The organism is Paenibacillus sp. FSL E2-0178, from assembly GCF_038593005.1.
Taxonomy (GTDB): domain Bacteria; phylum Bacillota; class Bacilli; order Paenibacillales; family Paenibacillaceae; genus Paenibacillus_AQ; species Paenibacillus_AQ phytohabitans.
The window spans coordinates 4,337,994-4,359,347 of record NZ_CP151953.1 but is presented as its reverse complement, the minus strand read 5'-3'; the positions used below and the strand labels follow the sequence as shown (position 1 = coordinate 4,359,347).

General features: G+C 49.8%; 20 protein-coding genes. 14 read left to right on the top strand and 6 right to left on the bottom strand.

What is annotated here, in order from left to right; all coding sequences use genetic code 11:
* Nucleotides 1–81: 81 nt before the first annotated feature.
* Together MHI42_RS18860 and MHI42_RS18855 are read right to left on the bottom strand one after the other, a co-directional pair.
* Nucleotides 82–576, bottom strand: a complete 495-nt coding sequence (locus tag MHI42_RS18860) for a hypothetical protein (protein ID WP_342420337.1) — start codon at nt 574–576, stop codon at nt 82–84.
* 197 nt (nt 577–773) lie between these two features.
* Nucleotides 774–1,445 carry a phosphodiester glycosidase family protein gene (locus MHI42_RS18855; protein WP_342420336.1) on the bottom strand — a complete coding sequence of 224 codons (672 nt, stop codon included), beginning with the start codon at nt 1,443–1,445 and terminating at the stop codon, nt 774–776.
* 960 nt (nt 1,446–2,405) lie between these two features.
* Here MHI42_RS18855 and MHI42_RS18850 point away from each other — a divergent pair.
* The gene (locus MHI42_RS18850) at nt 2,406–2,738 is read left to right on the top strand and encodes a sigma-70 family RNA polymerase sigma factor (RefSeq protein ID WP_342420335.1); all 333 of its coding nucleotides are present in this window, start codon (nt 2,406–2,408) and stop codon (nt 2,736–2,738) included.
* Nucleotides 2,690–2,911 (top strand): hypothetical protein, encoded by a 222-nt coding sequence (locus tag MHI42_RS18845; protein ID WP_342420334.1) that lies wholly within the window; start codon nt 2,690–2,692, stop codon nt 2,909–2,911. Before MHI42_RS18850 ends, MHI42_RS18845 begins: the two co-directional genes overlap by 49 nt.
* A 56-nt stretch (nt 2,912–2,967) precedes the next feature.
* On the opposite strand, the gene MHI42_RS18840 is transcribed toward MHI42_RS18845, so the two are convergent.
* Nucleotides 2,968–3,795 (bottom strand): copper amine oxidase N-terminal domain-containing protein, encoded by an 828-nt coding sequence (locus tag MHI42_RS18840; protein ID WP_342420333.1) that lies wholly within the window; start codon nt 3,793–3,795, stop codon nt 2,968–2,970.
* A 276-nt stretch (nt 3,796–4,071) separates the two neighbouring features.
* Between MHI42_RS18840 and MHI42_RS18835 the strand changes: the two genes are divergently transcribed.
* Entirely contained in the window at nt 4,072–4,905 is an 834-nt protein-coding gene (locus MHI42_RS18835; RefSeq protein ID WP_342420332.1) for an MBL fold metallo-hydrolase, read from the top strand.
* A gap of 11 nt (nt 4,906–4,916) precedes the next feature.
* Here the strand turns inward: MHI42_RS18835 and MHI42_RS18830 are convergent, their stop codons facing one another.
* Nucleotides 4,917–5,756: an SDR family oxidoreductase gene (locus MHI42_RS18830; RefSeq protein WP_342420331.1), complete on the bottom strand. Its 840-nt coding sequence runs from the start codon at nt 5,754–5,756 to the stop codon at nt 4,917–4,919.
* 217 nt (nt 5,757–5,973) lie between these two features.
* Between MHI42_RS18830 and MHI42_RS18825 the strand changes: the two genes are divergently transcribed.
* The 3 genes from MHI42_RS18825 (at nt 5,974) to MHI42_RS18815 (ending at nt 9,830) form a co-directional block, all read left to right on the top strand.
* Complete coding sequence (locus MHI42_RS18825; protein ID WP_042210130.1) at nt 5,974–7,002, top strand: AI-2E family transporter; 1,029 nt, start codon at nt 5,974–5,976, stop codon at nt 7,000–7,002.
* Nucleotides 7,003–7,165: 163 nt separating this feature from the next.
* On the top strand, nt 7,166–8,221 hold the full coding sequence (locus MHI42_RS18820) for a S66 peptidase family protein (RefSeq protein WP_342420330.1): 1,056 nt from the start codon (nt 7,166–7,168) through the stop codon (nt 8,219–8,221).
* A gap of 124 nt (nt 8,222–8,345) precedes the next feature.
* Nucleotides 8,346–9,830 (top strand): SMI1/KNR4 family protein, encoded by a 1,485-nt coding sequence (locus MHI42_RS18815; protein ID WP_342420329.1) that lies wholly within the window; start codon nt 8,346–8,348, stop codon nt 9,828–9,830.
* Between the two features lie 487 nt (nt 9,831–10,317).
* Here the strand turns inward: MHI42_RS18815 and MHI42_RS18810 are convergent, their stop codons facing one another.
* Nucleotides 10,318–11,448 (bottom strand): IS4 family transposase, encoded by a 1,131-nt coding sequence (locus MHI42_RS18810; RefSeq protein WP_342420328.1) that lies wholly within the window; start codon nt 11,446–11,448, stop codon nt 10,318–10,320.
* Nucleotides 11,449–11,810: 362 nt separating this feature from the next.
* A complete protein-coding gene (locus tag MHI42_RS18805) occupies nt 11,811–12,221 on the bottom strand; it encodes a hypothetical protein (protein WP_246354581.1) in 411 nt (136 codons plus the stop codon).
* 334 nt (nt 12,222–12,555) lie between these two features.
* On the opposite strand from MHI42_RS18805, the gene MHI42_RS18800 reads away from it, so the two are divergent.
* The 8 genes from MHI42_RS18800 (at nt 12,556) to MHI42_RS18765 (ending at nt 21,294) form a co-directional block, all read left to right on the top strand.
* Entirely contained in the window at nt 12,556–13,248 is a 693-nt protein-coding gene (locus tag MHI42_RS18800; protein ID WP_342420327.1) for a response regulator transcription factor, read from the top strand.
* Nucleotides 13,245–14,711: a HAMP domain-containing sensor histidine kinase gene (locus tag MHI42_RS18795; protein WP_340990191.1), complete on the top strand. Its 1,467-nt coding sequence runs from the start codon at nt 13,245–13,247 to the stop codon at nt 14,709–14,711. The genes MHI42_RS18800 and MHI42_RS18795 overlap by 4 nt, the downstream gene beginning before the upstream one ends.
* A 93-nt stretch (nt 14,712–14,804) precedes the next feature.
* Nucleotides 14,805–15,926 carry a hypothetical protein gene (locus MHI42_RS18790; RefSeq protein ID WP_342420326.1) on the top strand — a complete coding sequence of 374 codons (1,122 nt, stop codon included), beginning with the start codon at nt 14,805–14,807 and terminating at the stop codon, nt 15,924–15,926.
* Nucleotides 15,927–16,502: 576 nt separating this feature from the next.
* Entirely contained in the window at nt 16,503–17,045 is a 543-nt protein-coding gene (locus MHI42_RS18785; protein WP_342420325.1) for a MarR family transcriptional regulator, read from the top strand.
* A gap of 104 nt (nt 17,046–17,149) precedes the next feature.
* Nucleotides 17,150–18,604 carry an aryl-sulfate sulfotransferase gene (locus MHI42_RS18780; protein ID WP_342420324.1) on the top strand — a complete coding sequence of 485 codons (1,455 nt, stop codon included), beginning with the start codon at nt 17,150–17,152 and terminating at the stop codon, nt 18,602–18,604.
* A gap of 47 nt (nt 18,605–18,651) precedes the next feature.
* Nucleotides 18,652–19,680, top strand: coding sequence for an ABC transporter substrate-binding protein (locus MHI42_RS18775; protein ID WP_342420323.1), 1,029 nt, complete (start codon nt 18,652–18,654; stop codon nt 19,678–19,680).
* A gap of 41 nt (nt 19,681–19,721) precedes the next feature.
* Nucleotides 19,722–20,498 carry an ABC transporter ATP-binding protein gene (locus MHI42_RS18770; RefSeq protein WP_171720367.1) on the top strand — a complete coding sequence of 259 codons (777 nt, stop codon included), beginning with the start codon at nt 19,722–19,724 and terminating at the stop codon, nt 20,496–20,498.
* Between the two features lie 16 nt (nt 20,499–20,514).
* Nucleotides 20,515–21,294: an ABC transporter permease gene (locus tag MHI42_RS18765; RefSeq protein ID WP_342420322.1), complete on the top strand. Its 780-nt coding sequence runs from the start codon at nt 20,515–20,517 to the stop codon at nt 21,292–21,294.
* Nucleotides 21,295–21,354 lie beyond the last annotated feature (60 nt).

The following is a 21,354-nucleotide window of genomic DNA, read 5'->3' as shown; positions in this document are numbered from 1 at the left end:
GGCGGGAAGGATTTGGGGTTTTTTCTTTTTCAGAATGTAAAAAACAGGACGTTGAGTTTTCAGACCTCCCCAGCAAATTTATTAATCTATAGTTCTTAACCCCCATTCCCCTTGATCATCCTTCACAAAATAAAAGGAAAGATTGTGTTCTCGAATATCTGAACTATCCTTAACTTTAACTTCAAGGGATACAATTGTTCTTCCAGCTGAATCTTGTTCAATGGAATTTATCTTGTCGAAAGAGTAGTCTTTTCCAAGCATAAAGTTATGTGCATCAGCAGATTGATTAGTTGCAAAGGCGCTCTTAAACTCTTCCTCGTTTTTGTTAACTAAAGCGCCCATCAATATATTTAAGCTGTTTTTAATTTCTTCATTAAAATTCGCGTCCTTTATATCATTTAAGTCAATAAATATACCCGCCTTAAATGTGCTTTGGTCCGATGATGGTTGAGGCGCTGAAGCTTGTACCTCGTGATTTGTAATATCTTGTTTGAGATTAACATTGGAATTCTCTGAACAACCTGCTAAAATTCCTATAATCAAGGAACCAGCTATACTTTTTGCGATTTTCTTCATATTATACCTCCTCCATTATCTTAACATCCCCTAGTTTAGACGGATATTATTCCAAAAAGTTACATTTATTTAAAGATAAATTAGTTACGAAAATTATATCTAAATTATATAAATTCGACAAAAGAACATCCCCCTTCAGATTCTAAAGGGGAATGTTCTTTTGTCTTGTGAGAATGAAGAAAGCAGGGGATTATAGTCTAGCTTCGCAATGCTACCATCTGATAAACGGGCCGAGAGGAGGCTCCATCTGTCTTTTCGGCAGACTTTATTTGAGTAGAACTACCGCCGTCTAAGAAAATTCCGTTAACAAGTGTCCCGGATCCAACTTTTTCTTTAATGGCTGTTCTAAAAGCAGCTGCCGTACATTTGGTTAGAGTTACAACCAGCCAGATGTTATTGGTATTATTATAAACCAGTCCGGTTCTCTCGGTACTTCCAGTTCTGTTTTGCATATTCTCACTGTCAGCTTGAGCAGCCCAAGTACTATCGCTATTTAGAGACATGCTGATGCCTCCTTGCGCCCAATAAGCTGTTCTTTTCACTACAGCCAATTGATCCTTTGTTTGCTTGACCTGTACCGAAAACTGGCTTTCTGTAGTATCCCATACTAAAGTACCACGAGGAACTGAACCGAGATTTGCAGATCCTCCGCCGTATCCAGAACCATTAACAGCGACATCATTATTTACAGCAATTTGAAGCAAATTACCTGTGTCCGGGTCAAAGTACCCCCCATTTACTCCAGTGGTGCTCTGTCCTGTTACAGGAACAGCACCAATATATTTAATATAGATATTGTTAGGAGAAGTCTTGATTGTATTTAAAACGACCCCATTTGAAGCGGTATAACTTGCATAAGTGTATGCCATATTCTATCTCTCCCTTAAAGTTTTTTCATCTGATCAGATTAAGAAGCTGGCCAATTTATTGCTTCTCATCTATAAGGGGAAATTTAGAGGGTAGTCTACAACCTTTTCTTTTAGCATGGGGAGTCGAATAACGGCGGTACACGGCTTCCTGAAGTTGCAACCTGCTCTCCTGCATGATGCTGGGGAATCGGATCGCCCTTTGTTAGCGCACCGATGGGACGCATGCAGATCCCGGAATACATGTCCCGGTTCCGGCTTGTCGATCGGTAACAGCCAAAGGCTTCCTGATAGGGTAGCAGAATATTATCAGGATTGAATATGGAATTTGCAAGTCCACTATCTGTTGCTGATAGAAAACAAAACGTGTACTATCCGCTGGTAGTTTAGCTAGCGTTTATTTCACATGTTGTTTGATACTTGGAGAACCGGGTTTGTTCCCTGAACAGGCGGCCCCAGTATCTCAATTTACAGCAGGATATTGCGCCGCCAGCAAATCCAAACAGAAGCGTTTCGCTGGTTAACGATGAATGGCCGCACGTAAATCCGCGGAGTAGCACAAATGTGCGATTTGACCAAAAAACTATTAATTTCAAGAATCGTTTCCTTTTTTTGAGGATTTTGTGTTGTCTGGAAGGTTCTGAATCGCTTTAACAAGCTGGGCGAGCGACTGGTCTAAGTGATCTAGTCGCTCGCCTATCGTTTGTAGAACATAGCGAATCAAGATGAAACATAGCGTTACCGGGAATCCGACGTTTGTAACCAAGGAAATCAGATCAGTGGGAGACATCAGGATACCCCTCCTTTCTGTATGCAATATGCAAATAGGGAAAATTATGTTACGTAGATACACACTAAATGTGATAAAATAACAGAACATATGTTCGTTTTATGGTTGTTAACCATCACCTAAAATTTCCCTATGTGTAGAAGGACAATCGAAGAAGAGGAGGTACAACGGGGATGGAACAGCAAATAATACAGCGTTATCGTAGGGAAGTGTATCGGATTGGATGGCGCTTGCAATACCGATGCAAAAAAACCTATCGGAATGAGTGTGTCCTTTTTGATACCAGCCTGACTCAAGAGGATGAAACGGAGGATATGATTAACCGAATATCCATTGAGCAATTGTTGGACACGCTACCGACTAAAGGAAGGGTGATCTTGCAAAAACTGTATCTGCAAGAAATGACAGAAGCAGAGGTCGCGGCGCAACTACACATGAGTCAACAGGGGGTAAACAAATGGAAGCGAAAAATGATCCAGCAATTATCACAGACAGCGAATTTTTAGAACTGCTGCATGCGGCCAAGCATCAGCAGCCCGAGGCCATGCTACGAATCATCGAACTGTTTCAAGAAGATATTGAAACCATCAGTCAGCGTATTCGTATTCAGCGAGAGGATGCGGTTTCCCATATAGTGACGGAACTGTTAGCCTATACTCAAGTTAAAGACCTATCATAAAGAAGCGGGCAACGCCTAAGTAGAGTGGCGCTGCCCGCTTTGTGTGTGGATATGCTTTAAGGTTGTTTCTCTTCCTGAATTTCGAAAAACTGATTTAAATCCATTCTCTTTGTCCCCAAGGTGGTAACTTCCCCGTTAGGCTCAATAAACCCATAATTCGCTTGTCCGACATGTCCCATAAAATGAAAAAATGCGACTCGACTCGTTACTATCGGAAGTTCGCCGTCCTGATTGGTGAATTTTAGAGGTAAAAAGAACAGGCCGCTTGAGGCTTTGACCGAATTAAAGGTGGCTGTCCATTTTTGTTCGCTATGATTTCCCCCATCTTCGTTAGTGATTTTGAAGGCTTCCAACGAGCTAATCCGGGGGAATTTCAGAGCGGCAGTTCGGGCTTCGGCCAGATTGGACGATGCGAGTTGTTCCTTTAGTGCATCACTAGATTTGGCAACGAATACGACCCGTTGTTTGGGATTCCAGAGGACATACGCCCCAGTGGATTCCGCGATAAAGCGTAAGGGAACCATGACACGCCCCTGCTTTAGGGTCGAGGACGCTTCTAATTTCACTTCTTTATTCCCGATCTTTGCTGTTTTTTGGCCCGCCACTAAGGTGATGGTTTCACCGTTTCGAGTGAGGGTGACGGTCTTGGATGAGTTATTCCATTGTACCGAGCTTCCGGGTATTTTTTGGGTCACCTGCAATGGAACCATGGTGGTTCCATTGGTGATGTACGGGGCCACATCGGTATCCGCGTAAAGGTCATTGATACTAATTTTAATAGCGGAAGCTGCTGCTGAAGCCGTTCCTGTAGTTAGGGCGCCTCCCGCGAACAGCAAGGACGCAGTGAGCCATCCGATGAAGCCCTTTTTGTAATATTTGTTCACTATATCGAATTCTCCTTATTCCATTTTTTAGGTATTAAATCCCTATAGTTTAGATACGTATAAACCCAAAATGTTACTAAACTCAAAGAAGAAATTTCTCATTTGGAGGTTTCCGCAGCCAGCTTCTCGCAAACCCAAATAGGAGCAGGTTTCTTTAATCATTTGTAATGTTCCTGTATTCAATGTTCCTGCCTTCCGAAACACTAGATGTAGAATAGTCGTATGATAAGAATCGTAAACTATAAAGCGGGTGTAATGTCCCTTGGGAGGTATTTGATGTTTAAATGGAAGCGTGGCCCCGTCACTCTGTTCCAGAGTGATCTCTACCTGACGAATTCACTTGTTGTAGAGACGGCGGATTGTGTGCTGGTAGCGGATCCTTGCTGGCTGCCCCGTGAGGTGGAGGAAATTAGGCAGTACACGGAGGATATTCTCGGCGGGCGGAGACTGCTCCTGTTATTCACCCATTCCGATTTCGATCATATTATCGGGTATGGGGCCTTCAGGGATGCCGAAGTCATCGCAAGCAGGGCATTGGCGGACAAAAGCGCCGGGGAACGCGAAGATATTCTTGAACAGATCCGGGCATTTGACGATAGTTATTATCTCAGGAGAGACTATGAAATCACGTATCCGCAGGTGGATCATGTGATGGAGCAGGAAGGGCAGACGCTGGTATTCGGGGATTTGAAGCTGACAGGCTATGCTGCTCCCGGCCATACGGATGACGGGCTATTTACAATAGTGGAGTCTGCCGGGCTGTTTATTGCCGGAGACTACTTGTCTGACGTGGAGTTCCCCTATATTTACGACAGCAGTCCGGCTTACGAAGCAACGCTCGGCAAGCTGGAGCAGATATTGGCCCGGCACCCGTTCACGCTGCTGGTCCCCGGACACGGGGAGGCAGCGGACAGCCGCCCCGAACTGGAGCGGCGCAAGGAAGAGAGCCTGAAGTATATCCACAACATGCGTATGGCTGTAGCTTCAGGCATCCAGGAAACGGTTGATGCTCTGATCGAAGGCTGTGCTTTCCCGCGCAATATGTCCAACTTCCACCGCAGCAATCAGGAACTGATCACGAAGGAGCTGGCCGGGGAAGCGGAAGACTGACGACGCTGTAGTTACATATCCAGCTGGATTTTGCGAATATGAAGTACACCGTCAAGTCCGGTAGGGTCTGTACTGACCTTGCGGGAGACGAATTCTTCGGCCCGTTCGGAGGTGCGCAGGCGCAGCGGCTTGGTCTCCAGCTGAACCAGATCCCACATAACATCTGCTACAGACCCAGCAGTTTGCGGTTCTACATTCCGTTTCAGGAAGGTCCCTGTATAGGCATCGAGAATCGGCTTGTACTCATCTTCAAGGATGCCGCCGGTGTCCGCTACATGCCCAAGAACGGTCTTATTAAATTCTGTAGCGATAGCCCCCGGCTCAAGCAGGGTAATGTCGATATTGAATTGCGGCTTGTAATAGGTAGCCAGACTCTCCAGCAGCCCTTCCACCGCGAATTTGCTGGCGCAGTAGATCTCGTTCATCGGTTGTCCAATGAGCCCGCCGACACTGGAGGTAGCGACAATATGGCCGTAACCGGTCTTGCGCAGCAGGGGCAGTGCGGCCCGGATCGTATGCATAACCCCGTACACATTAGTGTCGAAGATGCGCTCGATATCAGTGAATGGAGCCTGTCCAAGTGCCCGGAGATAGCCGAACCCGGCGTTGCAGAACAGTACATCCAGTGTCCCGTGCTCCTGATCGATCTGGTCGATAACCCGCTGAATGCTGTCCGGCTGCGTGACCTCCAGCTCTACGAAGTGCAGATTGTCCACATTACGGTACAGCTCCTGATCGCGCTCCAGATGGCGGGTTCCGGCGTAGACGGTCCAGCCTTCATTTGCGAATTTCAGCGCTGATGCCAGGCCGATGCCGGATGATGCGCCGGTAATACAGATGATTTTGTCCATAAAGGATGCAGCCTCCATTGATTTGGAATTAAATTGCTTTAACTTTCACGATTTCGCACACATTATAGCATAAAGCAGCCGAAGTTCAGGCAAGATGACATAAAGTTTGTTTTTTCGCGTATTTTTGACTCTGCCGAAGTTGCTATAATTGTTTTCGTTACGGTACACTATAACTAAAGGTCCTAATCGCCTGCGAATGGAGAGGAACAAGGAAACAATGGAAGTATTCAAGCGTTACTTTGCAAATTTAACAGTCCGGCGCTTTTTAATTCTGGCACTGATTGGACTGCTGCTGTACAGTATTAGAGACATGCTGAATCTGGTGCTGCTGACGTTCCTGATTGCTTATGTAATGAACAGCTTTCAGGTGCTTTTGAGCAAAAGGATCGGCAAATATGTCAAGGTGAACAGCAAGGTAATCATTATTATTTTGTACTTAGCGCTCATCACTATGATCGTACTGGCCCTTGTCAAATATCTGCCCAAGGTCTTCTCGCAGATTAAGCAATTAACCGCGTTTCTCGGAACACTAACCTCTGATGACATTCCACAGAACGAGATTATGCAGTATCTTTTCAGCATGGTTAAGGAATTGAATTACCAGAGCTATTTGAATCAGGGCATTGAATACGTGTTCAAAATCAGCAACTGGGGAACTACGTTCGTCCTGTCAACGATTCTGAGCCTTGTCTTCATCCTGGAGAAGAACAGAATTGTCAACTTCACCTCCCGCCTGAGAGACAGCAAGATCTCCTGGTTCTATGTAGAGCTTGAGTATTTCGGCAGGAAATTCATAGCCTCCTTCGGTAAAGTCATTGAAGCCCAGATCCTGATTGCGCTGTTCAATACTTTGTTCACGGTTGTCGGGTTATGGATCATGGGTTTCTTTTTCGAACCCTTCCCGTATCTCTTTGCGCTCGCTATTATGATCTTCATGCTCAGCCTGATTCCAGTGGTCGGCTTTGTCATTTCGCTTATTCCGCTATGCATCATCGGCTACAATACCGGCGGACTGGTGATGACGATCTACATCCTGGCTATGATTGCCGTGCTGCATGTCATGGAAGGCTACTTCCTCAACCCTAAGCTGATGTCCTCCAAAATGAACCTTCCAATGTTCTACACCTTCATCGTGCTGCTGTTCTCCGAGCATTATATCGGCGTATGGGGACTGATCCTCGGCATTCCGATCTTCGTCTTTTTCCTGGATATCCTGGAGATCAGCCGTGATAAGCCGGGGACCTAAGTGGCAAAGATACAAGGTGGAACAACGATAAATACACGATCCATCACGGTAAATAGATAAATGACATACACAAACATATAGGTGATATTCAAAAAAAGGTGATATTCAAACTGCTTATGGTTTGGGTATCACTTTTTATTAGGATTAAGGAGGATACGCAAAAATGATCAGATATCCGTCATTAGAAGCAGAAGCAGTTATAGGTGTGACAGCTCCTTCATCGGGAGTAGGGGAGGAACTGCGTGAACTGCTTGAGCTTGCCTGCAGCCGGCTGCAGGAGCAGGGTTATGGCGTAGTTTGCGGTGCAACGGCGTGGACGCAGGATAAGGCCAAGTCTGCACCGGCAAGCGTGCGTGCGGCTGAATTCAATGCCATGATGGCCGACGACAGCATCGGGCTCGTGATTCCGCCGTGGGGCGGGGAGCTGCTGATCGAGATCCTGGAGCAGGTAGATTTCGATCACATGAAGGTCAAATGGATTCTCGGCTACTCTGATATCAGTGTGCTGCTGCTGGCTGTTACTCTCCGGACAGGCATCGCCACTGCTCACGGCACCAATTTTATTGATTTACGTGGAAAAGAGACAGACCCGGTGACAGCTATGTGGGAATCCGTGCTGTCTACAGCAAGCGGGGAACCGGTACTTCAGCATTCCTCGCAGCAGTACCAGCTGGAATGGGGAGGCGGGGAGCCTTCACCCCATGTGTTCAATCTTACCGAAATCACCAACTGGAAGACTGTAGGTAATCAGAACGTAACTATGCAGGGCCGGCTGCTCGGCGGCTGCATTGACGTAATCCGGCATCTCATCGGCACGCCGTATGGGGATGTGCGGTATTTCCGGCAGCATTACATCCAGAATGAGCCCATCCTGTGGTACTTGGAGAACTGCGAGCTGTCGGTGACGGATCTGCGCAGATCCCTGCTGCAGATGAAGCTGGCCGGCTGGTTCGACCATTGCAGCGGCCTGATGTTCGGCCGGAGCGCAGCTAACCGTCCTATGGAGAATTACACCGTGGAGGATGTCTATCAGGAGCTGGCCAGCGAGCTGGGTCTGCCGGTTGTGTATGATATCGACTGCGGCCATCTGCCGCCGCAGCTTACGCTGGTGAACGGGGCTTTTGCGGAGGTGGAGGTCCGAGTAGAGGCGGAAGAGGCTGGGGGAATGGAAGAGGGCCAAAAGGGCAGGGGGACGGTTAGGCAGTATTTTCGGCCGTGACAGGCGACTGGAGGGCCGAATGCTGCTGCTGTCGCCTCCCTTCTAAAAAGAATGGAGTATCTTTTTAGAGATGCAATATTTTTGTTCTGTTGAAGAGCCTAATACATAGAAATGGGGCTACTATATGCCGTTATTTAATGAAAAAGACGAGTGCAGCCTGGTTGAGGCTTTAAAAATGTATATACCGGATGTCGAGGAGCTGCTGAACCCGCCAGTGGTGGAAGCAGAAATAATCGCGGCAGAGAGCCTGATCGGCTTCCAATTTCCTTATGAGTTCAGGAAACTCTATATGAAGCATAACGGAGAGGGAGAGCAGGTCATGGGCGTCATGGCTGGGTTTCGCTGGATAACCCTACAGTCGGTAACGGGTACTTGGAAATGGCGACAGGATCTACCGTATGACATTATTTCCGGGAAGCCTGATGCAGTGAAGGAAGGAGGATATAAAAAGGGCTGGATTCCTTTTGCTGAAGATGGCGGAAACTCATTATTAATAATGGATTTGGAACCCGGAGCAAAAGGGAGCTATAGCCAGATTATTTCCTTAGACCGTAATACGAATATCTCCTATGTTATTGCCGAGAGTTTCGGGCAGTTCATAGAATCTATTGTATCAGAACTCAGAACGGGTGATTTAAACCCTACGGACATGGAGGAAGTGATCTATGTTCACCGGAAGCGGGGACATTTGTTTGACGATTTGCCGAAGCTGACCAACATGCAGAACAAACAAAACAGCCTCACTCCGGTTAGCGGATTCTGGGCAGAGTATTTTGAAGATAAGCTTGAAGAAGGTTGTATCTCTACAGAAATGTTAATCAAACAGAAAAGGGTCTTTATCGGACCTGAGCTTGCGGAAAAACACGGAGTAGTGCCGCTGGGTCTTTTAACCCGCATGCCTAATCTCAAAGAACTTATTATACATACCGGCAACATTGCCAATTACGATGTACTCAAACAGCTGCCTGGATTAACAGAACTTGTAATAGGAGGGGCCTCGTTCACGGAGTCTGATTTGGAGCACTTAGTTTACTTGGAGGATTTAAGGGAATTGACACTAGCAAGACTTTCATTAAAGGATGTACATAAACTAAAGGATCTAAAAAAATTAAAATCCCTCAGATTGTTTCGAATGGACTCCATCAATAGCAAAACAATAGGAGCGTTAGTAAACTTGACTGAATTAAGCTTAGAAGAATTAGAGGCTGGTGATTTGAGCTATATCTCGAACCTTAAACAGCTAAAAAAGCTGGAACTCAAAAAAGTGGAAATATCCGGATTTACCTTTATGAAGGACTTGAAGAATCTTACCATTTTTAGAACAGACCGTCGGGCGACAGATGAATCGGACATGGCTGCTCTGGGAGAATTGCGCAAGCTGGAGGAGTTTAACTATCCGGTTGGTGACTTATCCGTCTTTCAAAATTGTCTGAGTCTGCGTGAAATTGGCGTAAATGCACAGAAATTTAGCGGACTCGCGGATATTAGCAGGTGCAATCTAAGAGGTATTACTATATTTGAGGCAACCTCAGAAGAACATGCAAAGTCTATAGTTGCTGAGTTCAGTAAATATTTTAACCTTAACTCTTATGAATGGTCGGCGCTGTGAAAGGAATGAAGGGCGTTAAAGCATTAATATTAGGAGCGCTGCTGTGATGATGTGCTCTTTGCGGTGTCGGTAAGTTTGCTTGAAGCGGTCAAGTGCAGAAATGCTCATTCCGATTACGCACTTTAAGGAGGAATGGGAACGAAATGAAGCTCGACCTTCGAGAATTAGCGGAACGGGCTGTAACAAAAGCGAGTGACAGAATTTCTGAACTGCGCAGTCGGAAAAAATTGAAGTGAGTTACAAGGATTACGGTGAACTTGTAGAATGATAACTTCTTAGGAGCACTGCAGACTTGAATGTTGTACGTTTTGCAACTTTGATCCATGGATAGCCAGGTTTTCAGGTGGATTGTTGTAAGAATTACAACAATAATCCTGCTAAGTCGCTTGAGAAAGGTGAAATCCTGCCTTTTGTACAACAATTTTGGATTTGGGCCGATAGGATGAAGGAAATGTTGTATTATGTGCAGGCGTGTTGATTCCCCATATTATGGAATGGATATAATTCCCAAAACAACCTTGTTCCTGAGCAGACTCAATTGAACCTGCCACTCCAGCGGAAGACTAAATATACGCCAATGCTGCATAAATTCCCAAAGGGTCAGTTGAGCAAAGGCAGGCACGTTGGGGTGGATTTCATCATAAACGCGTCTCAGAAGTACATAGACAGCAAGGGCCACAAACAATTGGCTGTATACTGCATTTTCGGTGGTTCCAAATAGACATGGCACGTTCAGATGCTGTTTAATCCAGCGGAAAAAGACTTCAATTTCCCAGCGTGCCTTGTAGATTTCGGCGATTACATGAGCGGACTCTTTTCTCAAATCGGTCACGACCCGTACGACTTCCCCCCGGTCATTTTCAAATTCTACGACCCGGTGGCGCTGAGCGGATTGGCACTTCCCTTGACCGATATAGCAAGTCATATCACGAACAATTTTCGTTTCTCCCTCTGCGGGTCGCTGGAGGTTTCTCGGCTTCACCAAATGGAGATTGTCTTTGAGTCGAATCACAAACGACTGGCCCTGGAGCACATATTGATCCAATCTGCTAATTTTTCCATACGCCCGATCCTGTACCAAAATGTAGTCCGTATCTGCCAAAACTTCTCCAAACGGAGCGTCATTGCGCTTCGCAATCGATTCCTCCACGTTCACGGGTAAACGCTGACCTTGCGAAAGAGCGACATGCAGCTTAATGCCCCCTCTAAATTTTTTGTATGAGGCCCAAGGCATTCGGGAATTCGCCGCCGTGACCGTCGTCGAGTCAATCAGCAGAAGATCTTTAGGAAGATTCAGATGCCGCCGGGTTTGTCGGTTACATTTCTTGACGAGCAGTTGAAAGATACGTTTGAAGATTTCGTAAGGGACTTCACCGGCCTTGCCGGAAAGGGTGGAGTAATGAATCTCAGGCAAGTCAAAGTTTGGGCCTAAGCGGGCACTTTGCCGGAAGCCGTCCCATTTGTGGTAGCAGGCTTGGACAAAGTAATCGAGTAGCAACCCGACGGTCATTTTGGTTCCTCTATCCACGTAGTCCTTGGTTTGTCCAGTCACCATTTGGACTTCTTCCGGTGTTAATACTTGTTTGAAAACGGCTAAAAATGGGGTATATTTATTCATGAGGTCGCCTCATTTCGGTTTGGTTTGGTCGTACTTACCATTACCCGAAATGGCGGCCTTTTTCGTCCCTTTTTTTGGGAAATCAACACGCCTATATTATGTGCAGGATTATATAAAAAGCTGCCTGATCGCCGCCCCGGAAAGCGGATGAAATCGGGATTCACGCCCCAATCTTACGTAGAGCCTATATAGTACTCTATTTTCACCAGGCAGTAACAATAAGAGTGCGGCGAACGTACATTTACCAGGCCGTAGGGGTACTACACACAAAAAAGCTGCCCCACCGCAGTAATTCTGCAGGTGAGACAGCCTTTTTCAAATAAACGGTATTGAATTTACGTGATTCAGCCTGCCGGATTCACTCAGCCAAACGAAGTCAGCACACTCTGCGTCACGATCTCTCTCAGTTCAGCCTTCTGTGCGGTGTATTGCTGCTGATTGATGCTTCCGCCCGCCAGTCTTGCTTCCAGCTGCTGGGTCAGCTGTTTGACCTGCAGGTTGATCACATTATTGATATTCCCGCCGTTCTCTTCTGCAATGGTACGCAGGGATTTGCCGTCATATAGGGCGTCGTACAGCTCTTCATCGGAGGACTGGCTCAGGTTCAGGGCGTCCAGCAGCTCATCGGTATCGGCCACATCAGATGTAGACCATTTGGCAACGGGAAGGGTATGTAATGCTGGCTTGCCCCAGGCAGTTCCTCCGAAGGACATGGCTACAACCATCGTTCCGACAATCATTACCCGCTTAATATTCATTCGTTTTATGTTCATGTCTGTTATCCTCTTTTCATGATTGGTTATATCGTTCAGGGTTATTGGTTTGCGGCGGCTAGTGAACTTCAGCTAAGTACAGTTTACCCGTCAATACTGAAATGAAGCTTAAGTCTTCTTAAAGATAACCTAAATGTTTAGGAAGCCCTGGTTCGTACTAAAAGCATTTGCCTAACCTGTGTTTGCCAGCAGGCCCGAACGGTGATTCTAGTAGTAAATACCGGCGAAGCCTGCATTTCCTTGATCCGGCTTCTCCATTTGCGTTATTCTTGTAGGCACACAGCAATATATTTACCCTTACCCAAGCAAGTGCAAACGGAAGGATGAACCTCCTATGAAAAAAATACTGGTCGTCGATGATGAACCGGCCATTGTGAGTGCGATTGCCTATGCGCTGCGGCGTGAAGGCTATGAGGTCGATACCGCCGGTGACGGGGAGGAAGCGCTGAGCAAGACGAACACCTTCCACCCGAACGTGCTGGTGCTGGATGTAATGATGCCGAAGCTGAGCGGGTATGATGTGTGCCGCAAGCTTGAGAACCGTGATGATATCGGAATTATTCTGCTGACCGTCAAAAATGATATTGTCGATAAAATTGTCGGCCTGGAGCTTGGTGCAGACGATTATATGACCAAGCCGTTCGAGATCCGCGAGCTGCTGGCCCGGGTCAAGGCACTGCTGCGCAGGCTGGAGAAGAATACGGCCGAGGTGAAGAGCGAGCTGATCGAATACGGCATTCTGCGGGTGCATCCCGACCGGCGCAGCGCCGAGCTTGGGGAGGAGAGCCTTGAGCTGACTCCGAAGGAATTCGATCTGCTGCTGCTGCTGCTCTCCCACCCGCAGCGGGTGTATATGCGCGAGGAGCTGCTGGAGCAGGTGTGGGATATGGACTACGCCGGGGGAACGCGTACGGTGGATATCCATATTCAGCGGCTGCGCAAAAAGCTGGGCGAGCCCTACCAGAACATCCTGCAGACCGTCTATGGCGTCGGCTATAAGGCTGTGCCTGCGGGTAGCTACCTATGAGAGTCAGCATCAAGCTGAAGTTCAGCCTGTTCCTGGCTCTGCTGCTTATTCTTGCGCTCAGCGTGCTGAGTTATTTCGTGCTGCGCGGGGTGGAGCGGAATCAGCAGGGTCAGACGGAGATCTATCTGGCCCAGCATGTCACAACCGTTAATCTGCGCGTGAAGCAGACTTACTATACCGGCGTGCGACTCACGCCGCAGGCCTTCATGCAGCAGCGGGGCCGGGCGCTGGCCGCCGAGCTGGCCGGGTACACCGGCCTGGAGGTGACCCTGTACGACAGCCAGGGCCAGCAGGTGGGAACCTCGGCTCAGGGTGAGCCGGGGCCGGGCAGGCCGGATGTCAGCGCGGCGCTGGACTACGCGCTGAATAATAAAGTCGCCTATCAGAGTGAAGGCGACAAGCTGCTGTATCTGGCTCCTCTGCAGGGGCCGGAGGAGCAGATGGGTGTGGTGCAGCTGCAGTACTCGCTGCAGGACGCCCGGAGCTTCCAGCAGACGCTGCTTAATCTGTTCCTGACGACAGGGGGCGCGGTGCTGGTGCTCAGCTTCATCATCGGGTACCTGTACTTCAACCGCGCTGCGGCAGCGATCGGCCGCTTGAAGAAATCAGCGGAGGATATCCGCCGTGCCGATTACATCTCGGCTCCGCCTGTGAAGCGCAAGGATGAACTCGGTGAGCTGGCCGAAGGCATCTACTTCATGAGCCGGGAGATCGAGAGCAGCATTGCCGCGAAGGATGAGGAGCGGCGCAAGCTGCAGCTCGCGGTGGAGAAGCTGCAGGCGCTGGAGCAGCAGCAGAAGCAGTACATCGGGAATATCAGCCATGAGTTCAAGACACCGCTGACTTCAATCAAGGCGTATGTTGATCTGCTGAACATGTATGACGATGACCCCGAGCTGCTGCATGATGCCAAGCTCAGCATTGCCAAGGAGACAGACCGGCTGTATGAGATGGTGGAGAAGGTGCTGCAGCTGACCGCGCTGGAGAAATATGATTTCGAATCCCAGGCAGAGCTGCTGGAGGTCGAGGGCATGCTGCGGGATATATGCGGCCGGATGAAAGGCAAGGCCGAGCGTTATGGCCTTACGGTATCGCTTGACGTCAAGCCGGCGCATATCTGGATCGATAAAGAGAGCTTCATGCATATCTTCATCAATCTGCTCGACAATGCGATCAAATATAATGTTCCGCAGGGAAGCATTCATCTGCGGAGCGAGGTCAGGGACGGGCGGGTATGGATTACAATCCGCGATTCCGGTATCGGTATTCCTGAAGAGTCGCGGGACAAGATCTTCGAGCCCTTCTACACCGTTAACCGTGACCGTTCAAGAGCCTCGGGAGGCACAGGGCTTGGACTCTCGCTGGTCCGTAACCTGGTGGAGAAGCAGAACGGAACCATAGCACTGCTGGAAAGCTCAGGCGAGGGGGCGGCGTTTGAGCTGTCTTTTCCCTTAGTGTCCTGAGGGGACTTAGTTTACAACTTGGAAACATTCTATATGCGGTTTGGAAATAAGCATCCGGTATGCTGGGAGTAACACAAGCTGGAGGGAAGCCTAATGAATGCTGAGAACAATAGAAGACAGGGCAAGGTGCGGGCAATTCTGCTATGTGGTGCGCTTCTGCTGTCCGTGACAGGCTGCGCTGCGGAGAATACTGAAACAAGGCAGGTGGTGGAGAAATCCGGCCACAAAATTACGGTTCTCGATAACATTAGCGAATCCGTCTATACGCAGTTGAAGCTAGAAGGGATCGATAAGGTGGAGGGTGTGCGGGGCACGGATTTTGTCAGCGAGGACGTCATGGTTGTGACCAAAGAAAACCGTAATCTCCCTGCGCAGGTGATCGAAGGCCAGGAAAGATATCCGCTGAATCTCTATCTGCATACACTCTCCACGGGTGATGAGACTCCGCTGCAGGAGGGGGAGCTGAATTATGGTTCACCGCAAATGTCTCCGGACAAGACGCATGTATTCTACAAAGAGCTGTATGAAGCTACTGGACTTGGCTATATTATGGATCTGGCCACAGGCGTTTCGGTGAAAATGAGCGATGCGGAGTTCAGAAGCGAAGAAGGAAGATGGGCGGATAATGATCATGTGATTTATCCAGATATGGAAGGCAATATCATGAGCGCGGATGTGAACGGCAAGCAGGAGACAGTGCTGAAGACCGGCATCCTTTATGTACATGAGGTCCTGCAGAGCGGCAGCCGTATTCTGTATATTACGGGTGAAGACAGCCAGCTGAGCGCTTACGATACCGACACGAAGCAGACCAAGGTGTTGAGCAAGAATGTGATGTGGGTTGTTCCGTCACCGGACGGGAGCACGCTCGCAATTGTCGAACGGAAGGGACCGGGTGAGATGGTGCTGAAGCTCTGTGACAGTGAAGGCAATGAACAGTCCCAGCTTGCTGCAGGCCAGCAGATCTTCGGTACCAGCTGGTCGCCGGACGGCAGCAAGCTGGCCTATGCGGTCACTGCAGCAGGTTCTGCTGATGACCAGGAAGACCTGTTCATTACCGAGGTGGAGACCGGAGAACAGACGCCTGTGCTGAATGATATCCGCGTGTCTGACCAGCTGCACTGGAGCCCCTCGGGCAAGAAGCTTCTGGCCACAGCAACTGTGCTGAAAGACAACGTGTATCAGTTCCTCACCTATGTGGTGAGTTTGTCTTAATACTCCGGATCAGCAGCTTGGCGCCAGCACTTGGAATCTTCGCACAAGAAGGTCAGCCGGAGGTTTTCCGGCTGACAACACCGATCATTTTCGCTTTTTGCCGGGTAAGCTAAGTGACTTAAAATCCTGCATCAAATACAACATTCCCCTCCTAAAATCGGCCAAAATCCAAAATTGTTGCAGGAAATGCAACATCTCCTTCGCTTCCAAGCAGATGATCAAGATAATTCTTGTATTCCATACAACAATCCTCCCGAACAGGCAGCTATCCAAGAACCAAAGTTGCAAATAATGCAACAATAATACGCCTACAGTACTATGAGCTCTCCACTGCCGTAAGAGCACCCCGCAGTCCTTTTAACATTTATCGAATATATTCATACTTGACAGGTGGGTTTAAGGGGTATATGATAACAGCAATCCTTCACTTCTAATTAAATGAACAGTGAAATAATAAATACGACCATCATATTTGAGCTGATTGGACCACCAAAGGCTCCCGCAAATATTCCCGTACAGGGGATTTTCCGGGGGCCTTTTTGGGTTCCTTTGGATGGACAGCAGAGGAGAGATCGCATGGAAGATAACCCGTGGGAGCGGCTGGAGGAGGCAGACCACCTGTTCCGCAAAATGGTGCGCAGATTCGTCAAGGAACGTGACCGCGTAAGCGTGGAGGGGATCTCCTTGCCCGGCATGCTGATTCTGCAAAAGATTATCCGCGATGGTGAGCAGCGGCTGGGTGATCTGGCAGAGCAGCTCGATTTCACTTCGGGCGCTATAACGGCGCTGAGTGACAAGCTGGAGGCCGGCGGATATACGGTGCGCAGACGCAAGGAAGATGACCGCAGAACCGTCCTGCTTGATATTACGGCCAAGGGCCGGGAGATGGTGGAGCGCAACGGCAACATCGGTGCCCGATGTATTACGCTTCTGTTCGAGGGCTTTACGGATGAGGAGCTTGAGCAGCAGAGCCGCTTCTATGAACGGGTCATCGGCAATCTGGAAGGGTTCTCGGATACGCTGCTGAAGCTGGCACAGCAAAATGCTGAAATTCCCGTACCTCAAGAGCCTGAACAGAAGCCGCGTGCAGAGGTGAAGAAGAACTATCTCAGCTATTGAAAATGAAGCTTCCGCTAACACAACTTAAGCGTGTGCTTCCGAAGTGAGTTTTGCGAAGTGCATCAACGAAGTCTACGCTAACAAAACTTTAAGGAGAGATGATCATGGGACATTCAACAATTTATCCGACAGGGGCGACGGTATATAACCCGTCCAAGGCATGGAGCGGCTACACTGTATTTCAGGCTGGCGACGAGGGAGTCGTGCTGATCGATATGAGCGGCAAGGAAGTGCATCTGTGGCAAGGGCTGATCGGCTTTCCTGCCAAAATCCTCCCCGGCGGCTACGTCCTGGGCAGCACGGGCAGAAGAGATCCCAAATTCGGCATTCAGGATAATGTCGATCTGGTTCAGGTCGACTGGGACGGTAATGTGGTCTGGAGATACAACAGCTACGAGCATATCGAGGACCCGGGGTATGAGCCGCTGTGGTACGCCCGCCAGCATCACGACTATCAGCGGGAGGGCAATCCGGTCGGATACTACGCTCCCGGGCTGGAACCTTCAGCTAACAGCGGGACAACGCTGATCTTAGCGCATAAGAATCTGCACAATCCTGAGATTTCCGATAAGCAGCTGCTGGATGACACGATCATCGAAGTGGACTGGGAAGGCAATGTGATCTGGGAGTGGGCGGCCAGCGATCATTTCGCGGAGCTTGGATTTGATCAGGCGGCACGAAATGTTCTCTTCCGCGATCCCAACACCCGCTCCTTCGGAGATCTGGGCGGCGGTGTAGGCGACTGGCTGCATATTAACTCCGCTTCCTACGTAGGGCCGAACAAATTCTATGATAACGGAGACGAGCGTTTCCACCCGGACAATATTATCTGGGATGCGCGCGAGGCGAATATCATTGCCATCACCGACAAGCGCAGCGGGGCTATCGTCTGGCGGCTGGGACCGGACTACTCTCTGCCTGAAGTGAAGCATATCGACTGGATTATCGGCCAGCATCATGCCCACATCATTCCGAAGGGACTGCCGGGCGAAGGCAATCTGCTCGTATTCGATAACGGCGGCTGGGGCGGATACGGGCTGCCGAATCCCTCTTCACCTTTTGGACAGAAGAATGCGCTGCGTGACCACTCGCGGGTGCTGGAGATTAATCCGGTGACACTGGATATCGAGTGGCAGTATACCTCGGCGGAGGCCGGATTCTCCGTTCCGACTGATTCCTATAAATTCTATAGCCCGTATATCAGCTCGGCGCAGCGGCTCCCGAACGGCAACACGCTGATTACCGAGGGTTCGAACGGGCGCTTGTTCGAGGTGACGGCGGAGCATGAGCTGGTCTGGGAGTATATCTCCCCGTACACCGACCGCCGCAATACGAATATGGTCTACCGTTCCTACCGTGTACCCTATGCCTGGGTGCCGCAGCTGGCGAAGCCGCAGGAGATTGCCATCGAGGCCATCGATGTGACCAGCTTCAGAGTGCCGGGAGCTGCGCCGAAGGGATCGGATTCGGTAGTGAGTGTAGCGACCACACTTCCGTTTACAGAGGGGGCCGCTTGTGTGGCTACTGCGGAAGAAGGCAGCGTCCGGAGAACCAGTTAGATAATTAGATAAGCTATAGAAATTTATAGACGAAGAGGTGCGTAGTTTTGAAAAAATCATGGTACGGCCCAGCCTTCCTGCTCTTATCCTTATCTCTGGTACTGGTTCTGTCCGGCTGCAGCTCCAAGGGAGACGCGGCGGCTTCCACAGGAACGGCCGGCGGCCAGCAGAAGACTCTGAAGATTAGAATTGCCGACATCAATACGAATCCTACCTTCCGGGTAGCAGTGGATAAAGGCATCTTCGCCAACCACGGCATCGATGCAGAAATCATCAACTTCGGCACTCCGGCTGAGGGAGTAAATGCGCTCTTCATCAAGCAGGTAGACGTGGCCTTCGGTGCTGATTTCCCGGTGCTCAATGCCGTCTCCAAAGGCGAGTATTCGATCATTGCTTCCGCCGGCCAGGCTACGGATCAGGCAGCGGCGGTATGGAAGCTGTACGTAAGGGACGAGATCAAGTCAGCTGCGGATCTGAAAGGCAAGAACCTAAGCTTCATGCGCGGTACGTTTCTGCCGTATCTGTGGGATGAATACCTGAAGGAGCAGAGCATTGCGCTAAGCGACGTGAAGCTGACAGGACAGGGTGCGTTCGACGAAGCCTTCATTGCACTGAAGCAGGGCGATGTGGATGCTGCCTGGTTCAGCGGTTCAGCGCTGACGGATAAGCTGGCTGCGCTTGAGGGTGTACATGAGCTGACGGATATGTCGAAGACCCCAGTACGCCTGGGGATGGGGATTGTCGCCGGGAATGCCTTTGTGCAGGCGAATCCTGAGGGAATTGGCGAATTCCTGGCGGCGGTGGACGAGGCTGCGGCTTATGCCCAGGAGCATCCGGAGGAAGTGGCCGATCTGATGTTCAAGGAACTGAAGCAGCCGAAGGAAGCAACGCTGAAGGACTTGCCGACGAATCCGTGGAAGGTGGGCTTTACCCAGGCTGCCTATGACAGTCTTGCCGGACAGAAAAAGTATATGGTCGATACAGGAATCATTGAACAGGATTTTGATCTGGACAGCAAGCTCAGTCTGGACCCGCTGAAGCAGGCTTTGCCGGATAAAGTGACTTTTGCCAAGTAGCTTAGCTTACACGAAATAACTTAACTTTCTGGAGGTGCCTCATGTCTTTACCTGCCAAACAGCATGCCATCCATATCGAGCAGCTGCGCAAGAGCTACAGCGAGCCTGCGGCCGGGGACGTTCATTATATTATCAAAGATGTGAGCCTGGTGATCAAAGGCGGCGAATTCTTCGTCCTGCTAGGCCCGAGCGGCTGCGGCAAATCAACGCTGCTCAACATGATCGCAGGCTTTGTCTCCAAATCTGGCGGCAATCTGCGGGTGGACAATGTCGAGGTGGATAAGCCGGGCCGGGACCGGGCGGTTGTGTTCCAGCAGGCAGACTCTTCCCTGTTCCCCTGGCTCACGGTGCGGGAGAATGTAGAGTTCGGACTGCGGATGAAGAAGACGGCCAAGGCAGAGCGCCGAACGATATCAGACCGGTATATCACGCTAGTCGGGCTGAACGGGCATGAGGATAAATTCCCGAAGGAATTGTCGGGAGGGATGAAGCAGCGGGTACAGCTGGCCCGGGTACTGGCGAATGATCCGGCGATTCTGCTGATGGATGAGCCCTTTGGCGCGCTGGATGCCATGACCCGGCGGACGATGCAGAAGGAACTGGTGCAAATATGGCGTGAAACGCATAAGACCGTTATTTTCGTAACGCACGATATTCAGGAAGCACTGCTGCTGGGTGAGCGCATCGGCATCATGTCCGTGGGGCCTTCCTCCAATATCACCAATATATACGACAATGCGCTGCCGTTTCCGCGGGATGTAGCCTCGCCGGAGTTCTACTCGCTGTATAACCAAATTCAGAGCCATTTTGAAGAATAGGATCGGAGGGCAGTACATGTTGAAATGGGTGGAGAAAAAATGGGTCTCGGTCTCCCTGCTATGGATTGCCGCACTCTGCATCTGGCAGCTGGGCGCATGGGTGTATGGTCCGGATGTCATCCCCGGGCCATGGGCCACGCTTAAGGGAGGGAGGGAACTGGTCCAAGACGGGACCTTGATGCAGTATATCGGCATCAGCTTTTACCGCGTGCTTGTCGGCTGGGTACTCGGCAGTCTGCTGGCTATTCCGGCAGGGCTGATCATCGGAAAAGTAAACGTCATCCGTATATTTGCCGAGCCGTTCCTGAATTTCATCCGCTTTATCCCGCCGATTGCCTTCATCACACTTTTTCTGGTCTGGTTCGGCATCGGGGAGCAGTCGAAGATTGCCCTGATTATATACGCTACCTTCTTCATCGTTGTGCTGAACACCTTGACCGGTGTAATGTCGGTGGAGGAGGATAAGGTCCGCTCGGCCCGCAGTATGGGGGCAAATGAATGGCAGATTCTGCTGCACGTGATTGTGCCGGCTACGATTCCATATATCTTCACCGGTGTACGGCTGGCAATGGGAACCTCCTACATGGCTATTATCGGGGCAGAAATGATCGCTTCCAACGAAGGTGTCGGTTATCTGATCTGGAATTCGCGGCTGTTCTTCCGTACGGACTGGATATTCGTCGGGCTGTTCTGCCTCGGCTTCATGGGCTTCTTCACCGACAGGCTGTTCGGCTGGTTCGGGAAGAAGGTGCTCTACCGCTATGGTGTGGTCAATGTGGCTGCGCGGAGAAGGTAGAGGCTGGACTTACCCGGCTTGGCAATAACACTAAGGCGACTTACTGTACACAAACCACTG

What these genes read in the sequence shown, in the direction of transcription:
- MHI42_RS18860 (WP_342420337.1), bottom strand. Translation starts at nt 576, where the DNA reads ATGAAGAAAATCGCAAAAAGTATAGCTGGTTCCTTGATTATAGGAATT.
- MHI42_RS18855 (WP_342420336.1), bottom strand. Translation starts at nt 1,445, where the DNA reads ATGGCATACACTTATGCAAGTTATACCGCTTCAAATGGGGTCGTTTTA.
- MHI42_RS18850 (WP_342420335.1), top strand. Translation starts at nt 2,406, where the DNA reads ATGGAACAGCAAATAATACAGCGTTATCGTAGGGAAGTGTATCGGATT.
- MHI42_RS18845 (WP_342420334.1), top strand. Translation starts at nt 2,690, where the DNA reads ATGGAAGCGAAAAATGATCCAGCAATTATCACAGACAGCGAATTTTTA.
- MHI42_RS18835 (WP_342420332.1), top strand. Translation starts at nt 4,072, where the DNA reads ATGTTTAAATGGAAGCGTGGCCCCGTCACTCTGTTCCAGAGTGATCTC.
- MHI42_RS18830 (WP_342420331.1), bottom strand. Translation starts at nt 5,756, where the DNA reads ATGGACAAAATCATCTGTATTACCGGCGCATCATCCGGCATCGGCCTG.
- MHI42_RS18825 (WP_042210130.1), top strand. Translation starts at nt 5,974, where the DNA reads ATGGAAGTATTCAAGCGTTACTTTGCAAATTTAACAGTCCGGCGCTTT.
- MHI42_RS18820 (WP_342420330.1), top strand. Translation starts at nt 7,166, where the DNA reads ATGATCAGATATCCGTCATTAGAAGCAGAAGCAGTTATAGGTGTGACA.
- MHI42_RS18815 (WP_342420329.1), top strand. Translation starts at nt 8,346, where the DNA reads ATGCCGTTATTTAATGAAAAAGACGAGTGCAGCCTGGTTGAGGCTTTA.
- MHI42_RS18810 (WP_342420328.1), bottom strand. Translation starts at nt 11,448, where the DNA reads ATGAATAAATATACCCCATTTTTAGCCGTTTTCAAACAAGTATTAACA.
- MHI42_RS18805 (WP_246354581.1), bottom strand. Translation starts at nt 12,221, where the DNA reads ATGAACATAAAACGAATGAATATTAAGCGGGTAATGATTGTCGGAACG.
- MHI42_RS18800 (WP_342420327.1), top strand. Translation starts at nt 12,556, where the DNA reads ATGAAAAAAATACTGGTCGTCGATGATGAACCGGCCATTGTGAGTGCG.
- MHI42_RS18795 (WP_340990191.1), top strand. Translation starts at nt 13,245, where the DNA reads ATGAGAGTCAGCATCAAGCTGAAGTTCAGCCTGTTCCTGGCTCTGCTG.
- MHI42_RS18790 (WP_342420326.1), top strand. Translation starts at nt 14,805, where the DNA reads ATGAATGCTGAGAACAATAGAAGACAGGGCAAGGTGCGGGCAATTCTG.
- MHI42_RS18785 (WP_342420325.1), top strand. Translation starts at nt 16,503, where the DNA reads ATGGAAGATAACCCGTGGGAGCGGCTGGAGGAGGCAGACCACCTGTTC.
- MHI42_RS18780 (WP_342420324.1), top strand. Translation starts at nt 17,150, where the DNA reads ATGGGACATTCAACAATTTATCCGACAGGGGCGACGGTATATAACCCG.
- MHI42_RS18770 (WP_171720367.1), top strand. Translation starts at nt 19,722, where the DNA reads ATGTCTTTACCTGCCAAACAGCATGCCATCCATATCGAGCAGCTGCGC.
- MHI42_RS18765 (WP_342420322.1), top strand. Translation starts at nt 20,515, where the DNA reads ATGTTGAAATGGGTGGAGAAAAAATGGGTCTCGGTCTCCCTGCTATGG.